Consider the following 13,909-nt stretch of genomic DNA (forward strand, 5'->3'; position numbering starts at 1 on the left):
AAACCCGCCAGAGAGGGGCGGGAATGAGCGGCGGCGTTTACACCGGGGGCCGTTCCGGGGCAAGAGGCGCGCGCCATGACAGACACGACCGCCCCCGCTCCCGACGCCGCCGACCTTCGCGGACGGCCCGGCGCCGGCGCGCAACTGGCTGAGCAGATGAGCGACGCGGGTCAGAGGCGGCCCAAGCGGCGCGACGTCCGCCCACTGGGACGGCTGCTGCCCTACGCCATGCGCCACAAGGGCCATGCGGCCATGGCCGGGGTCTGGCTGGTCCTGTCCACCGCCGCCTCCCTGACGCTGACGGTGACCGCCCGGGGCGCCATCGACCACGGGTTCGAGGGCGGCGGAGCCCGGCTGAACTGGTGGTTCATGCTGCTGGGCGTCAACGCCCTGTTCCTCGGCATCGCGACGGCGGTCCGCTATTTCTTCGTCACCAAGACCGGCGAGCGGGTCGTGGCCGACGTTCGCAAGGGGCTGTTCGAGCGGATCCTGACGTTGGACCCGGCCTTCTATGCGCAGATGCGGACCGGGGAGGTGCTGTCCCGCCTGACCACGGACATCGCCCTGGTCGAGACGCTGCTGACGACCTCGGTCTCCTATGCCCTGCGCAACGCCCTGACGTTGATCGGCGGGACGGCCCTGCTGTTCGTGGTCAGCCCCAAGCTGACGGGGCTGGTGCTGCTGGTCGTGCCGCTGCTGCTGGGGCCGCTGTTCCTGTTCGGGCGCAAGGTCCGACGACTGACGGTGGCCTCGCAGGACCGGTTCGCCAACGCCGTCGGCTTCGCCGGCGAGAGCGTCGACGCCATCGAGACGGTGCAGGCCTTTGGCCGGGAGCGTAGCGCCATCGCCCGGTTCGGCGAGGCGGTCGAGGCGGCGTTCGTGGTCTCGCTGGTCCGGATGCGGGCGCGGGCGCTGATGACCGCCATGATCATCGTGGTGATGTTCGGCGGCGTGACCCTGGTGCTGTGGCTGGGCGCGCAGGATGTGATCGCCGGGCGGATGACGCCGGGGGCGCTGCTGCAGTTCGTGCTGCTGTCGGTGTTCGCGGCGGGGGCCGTCGGCGCGCTGGGCGAGAGCTGGGGGGACGTACAGAAGGCCGCCGGCGCCATGGAGCGGATCGACGAGCTGATGCGCAGCACGCCGTCCATCGCCCCGCCGGCGCAGCCGCGCGACCTGCCGCAGCCGCCGGTCGGCGAGGTGTCGATGTCGGCGGTGCGGTTCAGCTATCCCGGACGGCCCGATCTGCCGGCGCTGAAGGGCTTCTCCCTGACCGTGCGGCCGGGCGAGACGGTGGCGCTGGTCGGTCCCTCGGGGGCAGGCAAGAGCACGGTCTTCCGCCTGCTGCTGCGCTTCTACGATCCGCAGTCCGGAGTGGTGTCTGTGGACGGGATCGACGTGCGCGAGGCCGATCCGGTCGATGTGCGCAACCGTTTCGCCTGGGTGTCGCAGGAGGCGCCGCTGTTCTCGGGTTCCGCCAGCGAAAACATCCGCTTCGGCCGGGAAACGGCGACGCTGGACGAGGTCCGGACGGCGGCGGAAGAGGCGCAGGCCCTGACGTTTGTCGAGGCGCTGCCCGAGGGTTTCGACACGCCTCTGGGCGAGCGGGGCAAGAGCCTGTCCGGCGGCCAGCGCCAGCGGATGGCGATCGCCCGGGCGCTGGTCCGCGACGCTCCCATCCTGCTGCTGGACGAGGCGACCTCGGCGCTCGACGCCGAGAGCGAGCGGCTGGTTCAGGTGGCGCTGGAGCAGGCCATGGAGACCCGCACCACCATTGTCATCGCCCACCGTCTGGCCACCGTCCTGCGGGCCGACCGGATCGTGGTGATGGACGATGGCCAGGTGGTGGAGGAGGGGACCCACACGGCCCTGATGGCGCGCGGCGGTCTGTATGCCCGGCTGGCGGAGCTGCAGTTCCGGGCCGACTGACACTGTCGCCCAAAAAGCGCGAAATCCTGTCATCCCGACACTTTCGGGCAGCCGAACCTGGGCGGAGCGACGCTTGGGGACGATGTCAAAGACCAATCCCCCGCAGTGTAGGGGCGTCAGGATCGGACGTGGACGTGCAACGCGCGGCTGTGCGGGGCCGTCGTCGAGCAGGCGCCGGACGCGGGATTGCCGGCGGGCACGTGATCCCCTCCTGACGCGCCGATCATCGGCTTTCCGCCAGACCGTCGCTGCTTGAGGGCACGGTCGCACGGGATGGCAGGGTTTGGCGCCGTCTGGCCGGGATGACCGGGTCCTGGAATCCACCCGCCTCCGGCTCGAAGGTGAAAGCCCGCTCCCGGCCCAATGCCCAACTTCGGTGAATTCCAAGAACGGTTTGATGAGGTCCGTTCGCCGGGTCGGACATCCCCGGTCCTCACGCGGTCCGTGCCTCAGATCAGCACCTTCGCTTGAGGCGGTTGTGTCCATTATGTGTGGGACTGCACACGCATAACGCTAACCGAAACTTTGCAAAACGTGTCGCACATTCGAGGCTGTAAGTCTTCGAGTGCGAAAAAACATGTCCTTCTCAACAACCCCGGCCGAGAGCGCCATGGACCGGGTGGTCCATCTGGCCTGCAGCCTGACGGGAACTGAGATGGGGTTCGTCTCGATCCTGGGTGACGAGGCGCTGTCGTTCAGGTCCGTGGTCGGATTCGATGCGGCCCACGTTCCCGCCGACATCAGTGTCACCCGGCTGCTCGTCGATACGGGCGCCGACGGGATCCTCGATATTCCCAATCCGCGTGCCGACACCCGCTTTCTCGCTCATCCACTCGTGGTCGGCCCGGTGGGGCTGAAGTCCTATTTAGGGGTCACGATCGCAACGCCGGAAGGCGTGCCGGTGGGCTCCTTGGCGGTCATGGCCAGTACTGAGCGGGCGACCCCTTATAGCGCCAACCAGATCGGTTCAATTCGACGCCTGGCGCGGATGGCCGGGGACATTTACGACCAGACGACCGCACGACGAGCACAACGTGAGCAGCTCGAAAAATTGACCTTGGCAGAAGAGATGGGCGGCGTGGGCCATTGGCGTCTGGAGCCGGCTCTTGGAAACGTGTCCTGGTCTGACGAAGCGTTCCGGATCCATGGGATGACGCCCCGAGAAGGCGTCCTGTCCATGTCCGACGTCATCCATCTCTATCACCCCGACGATCAGCAGGTCGTGGCCAAGCTGATCGAGAACGGCACCGTAGGGGGAGCCACCTACAGGCTTCGGATCATTCGCCCCGACGGGCAGCTGCGGTTGACGCAGTCCAGCGCCCGCTGCGAGCTGGATGATGACGGGAAGATCGCCGCGATATTCGGGGTGATCCAGGACATCACTGATCGCGAGATGGAGCATGCCGCCCTCCAGGCAAGCGAGGAAAACTACCGATTGCTTGCAGACAATCTGGGAGACGTGGTCGCGCGCCTGCGCCCCAGCGGGCGGATCACTTACATCTCACCGGCCGCGAATCGTCTGCTCGGGGTCGCTCCGGAAGACCTCGTGGGCCGCAGCGCGGAGGCGATGGTTCATCCGGATGACTGGCCCGCATTTCGGGCGCTCCTGGCCAATCACGCGATGGGTGACGACGGTCATCGTGTGCAGCACCGCGTCGTCACCAAGGACGGGCGCGCGGTCTGGGTGGAGACGGACTGCCAATTCATCAGGGCACGGGACGATGGTCGGTCCGAGATCATACTGACCGCCCGCGACATCAGTGACCGCAAACGTCTTGAGGAGGAATCCAGCGCGGCCCGGCTACAGGCAGAGGCTGCTGGCCGCGCCAAGTCGGAATTCCTCGCGAATATGAGTCACGAACTTCGCACCCCGCTGACAAGCGTCGTCGGCTTCTCGGGTGTGCTGCTCCGAAGCCCGGCCCTGACCGAGGCGGACCGGCGCTACGCCGAACGCATTGCGACCGCCAGTGAGGTCTTGCTCGCCGTAATCAACGACATCCTCGACTATTCGAAGCTTGAGGCCGAAGCGGTCGAACTCGACTTGACAGTGTTCGATCCCCGCCAGCTTCCGGAGAGCGCGGCATCCATTGTCGAGACCCAGTGCGAAGCGCGCGGCGTCGCCATGGTTCTGGACATCGCGCCCGATCTTCCCCGACTGCTCATTGGAGACGGCGCGAAGATTCGGCAGGTGATCCTGAACTTCCTCTCGAACGCGGTGAAATTCACTCACGCTGGGGAGATCCGGCTGGTCGTCGGGGGCGTTCCTTCCGAAGCGGGCTGGAAGCTTCGTGTCGAGGTACAGGACACAGGTGTCGGGATACCCCCTGACAAACTTGATCAACTCTTCACGCGCTTCACTCAGGCAGATGCATCGACGACGCGTGTCTATGGCGGCACCGGGCTCGGGCTGGCGATATCGCGGCGGTTGGTCGAGCTCTCGGGTGGAGAGATCGGCGCATTCAATCGGGTCGGCGGCGGCTCATGTTTCTGGTTCGAGCTACCGCTGCAGGTGGCCGCGGACCGGGACCGGATATCCGAACAGCCTGCGGCGGTCATACCGGCTTCTTGTCGGGTCCTGTTCGCAGACGACGCCGCGCCGAACAGGGAGCTGGTTTCGGTGATCCTGCGCTCTCTGGGGCTGGAGGTGGAGGTGGTAGCGGACGGAGCACAGGCTCTCGAGGCCGTTTCCGGAGGGGGCTATGACCTGGTCCTGATGGACGTGCACATGCCGGTCATGGACGGCCTGGAGGCCACTCGCGCCATCCGTCGTCTGGAAGGCAGGCTCGGCCAGATACCCGTGATCGCCCTGACAGCGAACAGTCAGCCCGAGCAGGTGCGCGACTGCCGGGAGGCGGGGATGGACGCCCACGTAGGCAAACCGATTCAGGTGCCGGAACTGTTGCGGGCGATGACTACGTGCTTCGAGGGCGCTCTGGCGCGGGGCTGCAGGGCTGCGATCCCTGACGAGGCGGCCCTGTAATATTCCGGCGCACTCCATGGAAAAGCGCGCCTGACCGAGGGTCGGCGAGCCGGTTGCCGGATAAGTCCGGCCACTTCCGGGCGATAGTTCAGGCGGTCAGGGCCGGATCCAGGAACTTCAGGTTCTCCTCCCGCACCTTCGCCGCCGGTTCGTCATACAGGAACGGCAGGAAGGCGAAGCGTTCGCCGCGGGTGACGGGCGTCGCTTCGTGCAGGATCGAGCAGGAGAAGACGCAGGCGCCGCCGGGGGGCGGGCGGTAGGTGCGGTCGCCGAACTCGGGGAAGCGGAGGTCGCCGCCGTCGTAGTCGGCGTTGAGGTTGATCGAGACCGCGAAACGCCGGTGGGCGGTGCCCTTGGTGGTGTTGTCGCGGTGGGGGCGGAAGAAGCCGCCGGTCTCGGCGTCGTATCGGGCCACCAGATAGCGTTCGATCCGCGTCGGCCGGAAGTTGAAGGCCTTGCCGATCTGCGGGAGCAGGCGCCGGGTCAGGCGGGCCACGACCTGTTTCTGGAGGATGTCGTCCTCGACGATGACGTCCGAGCGCCGCTTGTGCTGGTCGTTCATCATCAGGGTGGTGACGCCGTCGACCTCGCGCATGAAGCCGGACGGCTCTCCGCCGATCTCGCGGTAGAGGGCGATCAGCTGTTCGCAGAAGGCGGGCTCGAAGATGCGGGGCGTGACCAGCACGGGCGCCATGGCGGCGAAACCGCCGTGCCGGGCCGGCGGCGGCAGGGCGGGTAGGCGCTCGACGAGGGCTGCGGCCTGATCGGGCCCGACGGCGGCCATAACGTGCAGGGCGGGATCGATCAGGAACCAGCGCTCGGCGTCGCGGGCGCCGTAGAGGTCCGCCACCGAGCCGTCGGTGTCGAACAGGAAGCGCAGGCCGGGGAGGGCGTCCTGCCGGGCCTTGCGACCCTTGTCCTTGCCGACAATGACCACGAAGGCGCTGGCGTGAACGTCGTTGAAGGCGTGACGGCGGCGCTCGAGCGCCTCGACGGCGGCATCGACCCTGGCACCCGCCTTCACAAAGGCGAGCAGCAGATAGCGGCCCGCCGCCGTATCGAAGACGTAGCGGGGATTGTTGACCCCCTCGGTCGCGAAGGTCGGAGCGGGATCACCGTAGAGCAGCGCCATGCGGGCACGATGCCCGGCAAGACGCCGTCATATCAAGCCTCTTCGCCTATCCGGCGGCCATCACGCCACAAATGACGCGATCTCCGGCCCCGCCGATGGGCTGGCTGGTGTGGTCGTCCATGTTGGCGTGGATGACGAGGGCTGAGCCGTCGGCGTCCCACAGCCACTGGCCGGGACCGCTGGAGGCGATGCGCGCTTCCGTGGTGAAGATCTCGGCGCGGACGCGGCCCTGGGCGTCGGCATAGACGTTCGGCAGGTCGCCGTCGTCGGGGCCCTGGGCATTGAGCAGGCCGTGCGGGGCCTTGGGTTCGCCGTGGTTGATGTGACCGCCGGCCGAGGTGAAGGGGGCGGCGCACTGGCCGGTGGCGTGGATGTGGGCGCCGTGCCAGCCGGGGGTCAGGCCGTCAGCCTCGATGCGGATCAGGAGGCCGGTGGGGCCTTGCGTCAGGATGGCCCGGCCGACGTTGGCGCCCGCCGCGTTCCTCAGCGTCGCCTCGCCGAAATCGCCCACGGAAGCCCGCTCCGGACGGTCCGAGTAGTCGTTCTCGGTGACGCTGACGCAGGCCCCGAGCGTGGCCATCAGGGGCAGGGCGGCGAGGCGGGCGAGGCGGGAGGCGCGCATGGTTCAAAATCCCTGTGTGGAAGGGGCGCGGAACGGCGGCTTCGCTTTGCCACCACAGCCCCCGGATGCTAGAAAACCCGTTAGCGGATCACGTTCCGATTCCGGCCATTCAAAGCCCGATTTCCTTGACCGACGACAGCTATACCAACGCCCTGCCCCCGTCATCGGGCGCAGGCGGCGATATCTCCACCATCACGATCGAGGACGAGCTGCGCCGCTCGTATCTCGACTACGCCATGAGCGTCATCGTCTCGCGCGCCCTGCCGGACGCGAGGGACGGGCTGAAGCCGGTGCACCGCCGCATCCTGTATTCGATGCACGACCTGAAGATGACGCCGGACCGCGCCTATTCGAAATGCGCGCGCGTCGTCGGCGACGTGCTGGGCCGCTTCCACCCGCACGGCGACGCCTCGGTCTATATGGCGCTGGTGCGCATGGCCCAGCCGTTCTCGATGGGACTGATGCTCGTCGACGGCCAGGGCAATTTCGGCTCGGTCGACGGCGATATGCCGGCTTCGATGCGATACACCGAGGCCCGGATGGCCCCGGCCGCCTCGGCCCTGCTGACCGACATCGACAAGGACACCGTCGATTTCCAGCCGAACTACGACGAGAAGGAGCTGGAGCCGGTCGTCCTGCCGGCCCGGATTCCGAACCTGCTGGTCAATGGCGCGGGCGGCATCGCCGTCGGCATGGCCACCAACATCCCGCCGCATAACCTCGGCGAAATCGTCGACGCCTGCGTCGCGCTGCTGGACGATCCAAACATCGCCGACGATTCGCTGCTGGATATCGTCCCGGGGCCGGACTTCCCGACCGGCGGCGAGATCATGGGCCGTTCGGCGCCGCGCAACGCCCTGCGCGAGGGCCGTGGCTCGGTCATCGTGCGCGGCAAGGCCAGCATCGAGACGATCCGCAAGGACCGCGAGGCCATCGTCGTCACCGAGCTGCCGTTCCAGGTCAACAAACAGACCCTGATCGAGCGCATCGTCGAAATGGTCCGCGAGAAGCGGATCGAGGGCATCTCCGACGTCCGCGACGAATCCGACCGTGACGGCATGCGGATGGTGATCGAGCTGAAGCGCGACGCGTCCGGCGACGTGGTGCTGAACCAGCTGTGGCGCTTCACCGCCATGCAGAGCTCGTTCGGCGTCAACATGCTGGCGCTGAACCACGGCCGGCCCGAGCAGATGGGCTTGCGCCAGCTGCTGGAAGCCTTCCTCGAGTTCCGCGAAGAGGTCGTGGTCCGGCGCATCAAGTTCGAACTGGCCAAGGCACGCGACCGCGGCCACGTGCTGGTCGGTCTGGCCGTCGCCGTGGCCAATATCGACGAGGTCATCCACATCATCCGCTCCTCGGCCGATCCGACCGAGGCGCGCGAGCGGCTGCAGGGCAAGAGCTGGCCGGTGGGCGACATGATCGCCCTGATCGAACTGATCGCCGACCCGCGCTCCATGCTGGTCGACGGCGACAAGCTGAACCTGACGGACGAGCAGGCGCGCGCCATTCTGGCGCTGACGCTGAGCCGTCTGACCGGTCTGGGCCGCGACGACATCTTCGGCGAGGCCCGCAGTCTGGCCGACACCATTCAGGGCCACCTGACCCTGCTGTCGGACCGGGCCAACATCCTGGCCGTGATCCGCGAGGATCTGCTGGAGGTGAAGAAGGAGTTCGCCGTGCCGCGGCGGACCATGATCGGCGACGGCGACTTCGAACTGGAAGACGAAGACCTGATCCCGCGCGAGGACATGGTCGTCACCGTGACCCACGGCGGCTACGTCAAGCGGGTGGCGCTGAACGCCTACCGGACCCAGCATCGCGGCGGCAAGGGCCGCTCGGGCGTGGCGATGAAGGAGGACGACGCCGTCGTCGGCGTCTTCTCGGCCTCGACCCACACGCCGGTGCTGTTCTTCGCCACCAACGGCAAGGCCTACAAGCTGAAGACCTGGCGGCTGCCGCTGGGCAACCCGCAGTCGCGCGGCAAGGCGTTCGTGAACCTGCTGCCGATCGAGCCGGGCGACAGCATCATGAACGTGCTTCCGCTGCCGGAGGACGAGGCGGACTGGGCTGACTATGACATCATGTTCGCCACGAAGTCGGGCGACGTGCGCCGCAACAAGCTGAGCGACTTCGCCACCGTCAACCGGGCCGGCAAGATCGCCATGAAGCTGGAAGACGGCGACCGGATGGTCGGCGTGGCCCTGTGCACCGCCGAGGCCGACGTCATGCTGACGACGGCCCTGGGCCGGGCGATCCGCTTCAAGGCCGACGACGTGCGGGTGTTCAAGGGCCGGGATTCCACTGGTGTGCGCGGCGTGCGTCTGCAGGCCGGCGACGAGGTCATCTCGATGGCCGTGCTGGGCCGGGTCGATGCGACGCCGGAAGAGCGGGCCGCCTACGTCAAATACGCCAACGCCATGCGCCGCGCTGCGGGCGACGAGGACGACACGCCGGTGGAGGCCGACGACGAGGCGGTGGCGGAAGCCGCCCTGTCCGTCGAGCGGATCGCCGAACTGGGCGCTGCGGAGCAGTTTATCCTGACCGTCACTGAGACGGGCTTCGGCAAGCGGTCGTCGGCCTATGAATATCGCCGCACCGGTCGCGGCGGGCAGGGGCTGACGGCGCACGGGCTGGGCGGTCGCGCGGGAACGCGTCTGGCGGCGTCCTTCCCCGTCGAGGAGGGCGACGACCTGTTGCTGGTCACCTCGGGCGGGCAGATGATCCGGACGCCAATGAAGCAGGTCCGCATCGTCGGCCGCTCCAGCCAGGGCGTGACCATCTTCCGCACCGCGGAGGGCGAGCGGGTCGTGTCGGTCGAGCGCCTGCCGGATTCCGGCGGCGACGATGACCTCGAGACGGGTGTGGAAGGCGCGGTCGAGGGTGGCGAGGCCGACGGGAACGAGGGCGGCGGCGAGAGCTGACCGACCGTTCGGGGGCTTGATGGCGGACGCCGGAGACATCCTGATCGATGGCGTCCCCGCCAAGGCGGCGGACCTGACCCATGTGGCGCTGGTCAACTACGGCGCATACACCTCCTTCCGGGTGGAAAAGGGCCGCGTGCGGGGGCTCGATCTGCATATCGAGAGGCTGGAAGCCTCGGCGCTGGAGCTGTTCGGCGAGACGGTGGGCGAGCCGCGGCTGCGGGCGTTCATGCGGGCGGCGGTGGGCGACCGGCGCGACTGCTGGCTGCGGGTTAGCCTGTTCTCGCCGGAGATGTCGCCCAGACAGCCCGCGTGGACGGGCCGGCCGAAGGTGATGACAGCGACCTTTCCGCCGCCGCCGCCGCTGGCGGACAGTCTGAGGCTCCAGACGCAGGTCTATGCGCGCGAGGCGGCGCATCTGAAGCATGTGGCGACCTTCGGACTGATCCGGGCGAGGCGCGCGGCGCGGGCCGCCGGCTTCGACGATGCCCTGTTCGTGGATGCGGAGGGACGGGTGTCGGAGGGCAGCTTGTGGAACATCGGCTTTATCCGGGGCCGTGAGGTGCTGTGGCCGCAGGCGCCGATGCTGGCGGGCGTGGCGCAGGCGCTGGTGCAGCGCGGGCTCGAAGGGGTTGGCCTGACCGGCGTGACGGCTCCGCTGACGCTGGCTGACCTGTCGTCGTTCGACGCGGCCTTCATCTGCAACAGCGCGACGCCCGCCTGTCCGGTGGCCTCGATCGACGGGCTTTCATTGGGGCCGGCGCCGCTGGAGGCGCTGAACGCGGCATGGGCTTCACAGCCCTGTCAGCCGATCTAGGCCGTCCGTTTCGCACCTGCTAAACCGGACCAAAGGGCGGGGAGACCATCGATGCGCATCGGCCTGTACCCAGGCACATTCGATCCCGTCACCAACGGGCATATGGACATCATCGGACGCGCGGTGAAGCTGGTCGACCGGCTGGTCATCGGCGTGGCGCGCAACGACGACAAGGGCCCGCTGTTCTCGACGGACGAGCGCGTGGTGATGGTCCGCGCCGAGGTGGCGCACCTCGGCGACAAGGTCGAGGTGCGGCCGTTCGACAGCCTGCTGATGCATTTCGCCGAGTCGCTGGACGCCAGCATCATCGTGCGGGGCCTGCGCGCCGTCGCGGACTTCGAATACGAGTTCCAGATGACGGCGATGAACCAGCGCCTCAATGCCGACATCGAGACGGTCTTCCTGATGGCCGACCCGCGGCACCAGGCGATCGCCTCGCGGCTGGTCAAGGAGATCGCCCGTCTGGACGGCGCGATCGACAGTTTCGTCAGCCCCAACGTCGCCGCGGCGGTCCGGGCCAAGGTTCAGGGATAGTCAGAGCTTGAAGATCGTCACCGCCGCCGCGCTTTCGCTTTCGTTGCTGGCCGCCGCGCCGGCGATTTCCCAGACCGCTGCAGGCGACTGGCGCACCGTTGCGCCCGAGAATCTGCTGGTCATCGACACCGTTCACGGCCGCATACTGGTCGAGATGGATCCGCGAGTGGCCCCACAGGCGGTGAACCGCATCCGCACCCTGGCGGATCAGGGCTTCTACGACGGGCTGAAGTTTCACCGGGTGATCCCGGACTTCATGGCTCAGACCGGCGATCCGCAGGGCACGGGGCAGGGCGGCAGCGAACTGCCCGATCTGGCCGGAGAGTTCGAGTTCCGGCGCGGCAGAGACGCCGGCTTCGTTCCGGTCGCGCCGACGGCGCAGGGACAGGCGGGTCTGGTCGGCTCCGTGCCCGTGGTCACCCAGCCGGACGCCCAGATGATGGTGACGGCCGACTTCAAGGCGCGGGCGCAGGGGCTGTTCTGCCCCGGAGTCGCCGGCATGGCGCGGGCCAGCTCGCCCGACAGCGCCAACAGCCAGTTCTTCCTGATGACCGGGCCGAAGGACGAACTGAACGGCAAATATACGCCGTTCGGGCGGGTAGTCGCGGGCATGGATGTGGTCCGGGCGATCAAGGCCGGCTCCGAGGCCGAGAACGGCGCGGTCGCCGATCCCGACGTGATGACCCGCACCCGCACCGCCGCCTCGATGCCGCAGGGTGAACGCCCCGCCGTGCGTGTCGCGACCGGCGCCTCGCTGCAGGCCGAGATCGAGCGGGTCCGGACCCGCCGTGGGGCCGCCTTCGATATCTGCGATGTACAGCCGCCCGCCGAGGTCGTCGGGGGCTGACCAAGACCGTCTGATCCTGGGGAGGATGCGATGACTTCCAAGACCGTGCTGGCCGCCGCCATCGCCGCGATGCTGCTGGCGGCGCCTGTTCTGGCGCAGGACGCCGGCGGGACGCCGCCTCCACCCCCGCCCCCGACGCCAGAGACGACCATCGCCGCGACGGAATGGCGGGCGGTCCCGGCCGAGAACCTGCTGGTGATCGACACGACCAAAGGCCGTATCCTGCTGGAGCTGATGCCGGAGGTCGCGCCGCTGCACGTCGAGCGGATCAAGCTGCTGGCCCGACGCGGATTCTACGACAACATCCCGTGGCACCGGGTGATCGACACCTTCATGGCCCAGACGGGCGATCCGCTGGGCAATGGCGAGGGCCAGAGCCCGTTCCCGGACCTGAAGGCCGAGTTCACCTTCCGCCGCGACGCGGCCATGCCGTTCGCCGCCGCCGCCGAACCGGCGGGCGCGCGTGTCGGCTACCTGCACTCCCTGCCGATCCAGACCCAGCCCGACGCAGTGTTCGCCACGAGCGGCGACGGCAAGGTGCACGGCTGGGGCCTGTACTGCCCCGGCGTGGCCGGCATGGCCCGCGACGAGGGCAATGACACCGCCAACAGCCAGTTCTTCATCATGCGGCAGGCCTATCCCGCGCTCGACAAGCGCTACACCATCTGGGGCATGACGGTCGGCGGACTGGATGTGGTGCGCGCGCTGCAGGTCGGAGACGGCGAGAACGGCATGATGGCCTCGGCCCAGCCGGACCGGATGACGCGGGTGCGGGTCGCGGCGGACATTCCCGAGGCCGAGCGGCCGGCAGTCGAGGTGCTGGCCCCCGGCACGCCCCGTTTCCGGGCCCTGATCGAGGAAGCCCGGACGGCGCGGGGCGCGGACTTCTCGGCCTGCGACGTGACCCTGCCGGTGCAGGTCACCAACTAGGGTCAGCGGCGGCGACGGCGACGGCGCGGACGGCGATCCTCGCGCATCTTCTGCAGCAGCAGACCCTCGCGCAGGCCGCGGTCGGCGACCCTGACCCGCTCCGACGGCCATGCGCGCTGGACCGCCTCCATGATGGCAGCGCCGGCGAGGACCAGATCGGCGCGGTCGGGGCCGATGCAGGATTCGGCGGCGCGTCCGTCCGGCCCCAGTTGCATCAGCCGATCAGCGGCCTTCTCGCAGTCGCCACGGGTCATCCACAGTCCATCGACCAGATTGCGCTGATAGCGGCGCAGGCTGAGGTGGATGCCGGCGAGGCTGGTGATGGCGCCCGAAGTGCCGACCAGATGAGCCCGGCCCGCGGCGAAAACCTCGCGCAGGGCGGGATCGATCGGTGATTTCGACAGGGCCTCGCCCATGTCGACAACCATCGCCTCGTACCAGGCGTCGAGCGTTTCCGGTGTTGCGCCGACCGGTTCGGGGTGACGCTCGGCGAGGGTGACGACGCCGATCGGGGCCGACATCCAGCCCTCCAGCACGAAGGCGCCGTCGGTGCGTTTCAGCCAGCTGAGCTCGGTGGAGCCGCCGCCGACATCGACGACCAGCACGGCCTCGGCCTTGTCGTCGAACAGGTTCAGACAGCCTTCGACCGCCAGCTTGGCCTCTTCGATCGGATCGATGATCCGCAGACGCAGCCCGGTGCCCTGCCGCACCCGTTCGATGAAGGCGGGGCCGTTCTCCGCCTGTCGGCAGGCCTGGGTCGCGACCGCCATGAGCCGGACGGACTCGACGCCCTTTCTGGCGACCCGCTCGCCGCACAGGACGAGCGCCTCATAGGCCCGCTCCATGGCCGCGTCATCGAGCCTGCCGGTCCGAGACAGGCCTTCGCCGAGGCGGACGATGCGGCTGAAGGAATCGACCACGCGGAAGCCGTCCCGCGCCGGTCGGGCGATCAGCAGGCGGCAGTTGTTGGTCCCCAGATCGAGCGCCCCGTAGAGGGGCGGCTCCCGACCTGATGCGCCGGTGCCGTCGGAGGCGCCGCCACGGGCGCGCTGGCCGCCGGACCCGGATCGCTGGGACCGCGAGGCGCCGCGGGGCGCGTCGTCGGTCTCCGGCATGGGCCGAACTTTCACGGTGGGCGGTCCGAAGCGGCGCCCGTCCCGAGCAACCTAGACCGGCCTTGTCTCCGCCGCCAAGGACCGT

General features: G+C 68.5%; 10 protein-coding genes. 7 read left to right on the top strand and 3 right to left on the bottom strand.

Annotated elements, in window-relative coordinates; genetic code table 11:
* The first annotated feature begins 75 nt into the window (after window positions 1-75).
* Together GGQ87_RS10620 and GGQ87_RS10625 are read left to right on the top strand one after the other, a co-directional pair.
* A complete protein-coding gene (locus tag GGQ87_RS10620) occupies window positions 76-1,926 on the top strand; it encodes an ABC transporter transmembrane domain-containing protein (protein WP_168047620.1) in 1,851 nt (616 codons plus the stop codon).
* 610 nt (window positions 1,927-2,536) lie between these two features.
* On the top strand, window positions 2,537-4,906 hold the full coding sequence (locus GGQ87_RS10625) for a PAS domain S-box protein (RefSeq protein WP_168047622.1): 2,370 nt from the start codon (window positions 2,537-2,539) through the stop codon (window positions 4,904-4,906).
* An 88-nt stretch (window positions 4,907-4,994) separates the two neighbouring features.
* Here the strand turns inward: GGQ87_RS10625 and GGQ87_RS10630 are convergent, their stop codons facing one another.
* Window positions 4,995-6,038: a 2OG-Fe(II) oxygenase family protein gene (locus GGQ87_RS10630; RefSeq protein WP_168047624.1), complete on the bottom strand. Its 1,044-nt coding sequence runs from the start codon at window positions 6,036-6,038 to the stop codon at window positions 4,995-4,997.
* A gap of 46 nt (window positions 6,039-6,084) precedes the next feature.
* Window positions 6,085-6,660, bottom strand: a complete 576-nt coding sequence (locus GGQ87_RS10635; protein ID WP_168047626.1) for a superoxide dismutase family protein — start codon at window positions 6,658-6,660, stop codon at window positions 6,085-6,087.
* Window positions 6,661-6,785: 125 nt separating this feature from the next.
* Here GGQ87_RS10635 and gyrA point away from each other — a divergent pair, with 125 nt between their 5' ends.
* From gyrA to GGQ87_RS10660, 5 genes are read left to right on the top strand one after another with little or no spacing between them, the layout of a single operon-like run.
* Complete coding sequence (gyrA, locus tag GGQ87_RS10640) at window positions 6,786-9,581, top strand: DNA gyrase subunit A (protein ID WP_245161573.1); 2,796 nt, start codon at window positions 6,786-6,788, stop codon at window positions 9,579-9,581.
* A gap of 19 nt (window positions 9,582-9,600) precedes the next feature.
* Window positions 9,601-10,398, top strand: a complete 798-nt coding sequence (locus GGQ87_RS10645) for an aminotransferase class IV (RefSeq protein ID WP_168047630.1) — start codon at window positions 9,601-9,603, stop codon at window positions 10,396-10,398.
* Window positions 10,399-10,449: 51 nt separating this feature from the next.
* A complete protein-coding gene (gene coaD / locus GGQ87_RS10650; protein WP_168047632.1) occupies window positions 10,450-10,932 on the top strand; it encodes a pantetheine-phosphate adenylyltransferase in 483 nt (160 codons plus the stop codon).
* 7 nt (window positions 10,933-10,939) lie between these two features.
* Window positions 10,940-11,779 carry a peptidylprolyl isomerase gene (locus tag GGQ87_RS10655; RefSeq protein WP_209282540.1) on the top strand — a complete coding sequence of 280 codons (840 nt, stop codon included), beginning with the start codon at window positions 10,940-10,942 and terminating at the stop codon, window positions 11,777-11,779.
* Window positions 11,780-11,809: 30 nt separating this feature from the next.
* On the top strand, window positions 11,810-12,709 hold the full coding sequence (locus GGQ87_RS10660; RefSeq protein ID WP_168047634.1) for a peptidylprolyl isomerase: 900 nt from the start codon (window positions 11,810-11,812) through the stop codon (window positions 12,707-12,709).
* A 2-nt stretch (window positions 12,710-12,711) separates the two neighbouring features.
* On the opposite strand, the gene GGQ87_RS10665 is transcribed toward GGQ87_RS10660, so the two are convergent.
* Window positions 12,712-13,824: a Ppx/GppA phosphatase family protein gene (locus GGQ87_RS10665; RefSeq protein WP_168049194.1), complete on the bottom strand. Its 1,113-nt coding sequence runs from the start codon at window positions 13,822-13,824 to the stop codon at window positions 12,712-12,714.
* Window positions 13,825-13,909 lie beyond the last annotated feature (85 nt).

Origin of the sequence: Brevundimonas alba, from assembly GCF_011927945.1 — a bacterium.
Taxonomy (GTDB): Bacteria; Pseudomonadota; Alphaproteobacteria; order Caulobacterales; family Caulobacteraceae; genus Brevundimonas; species Brevundimonas alba.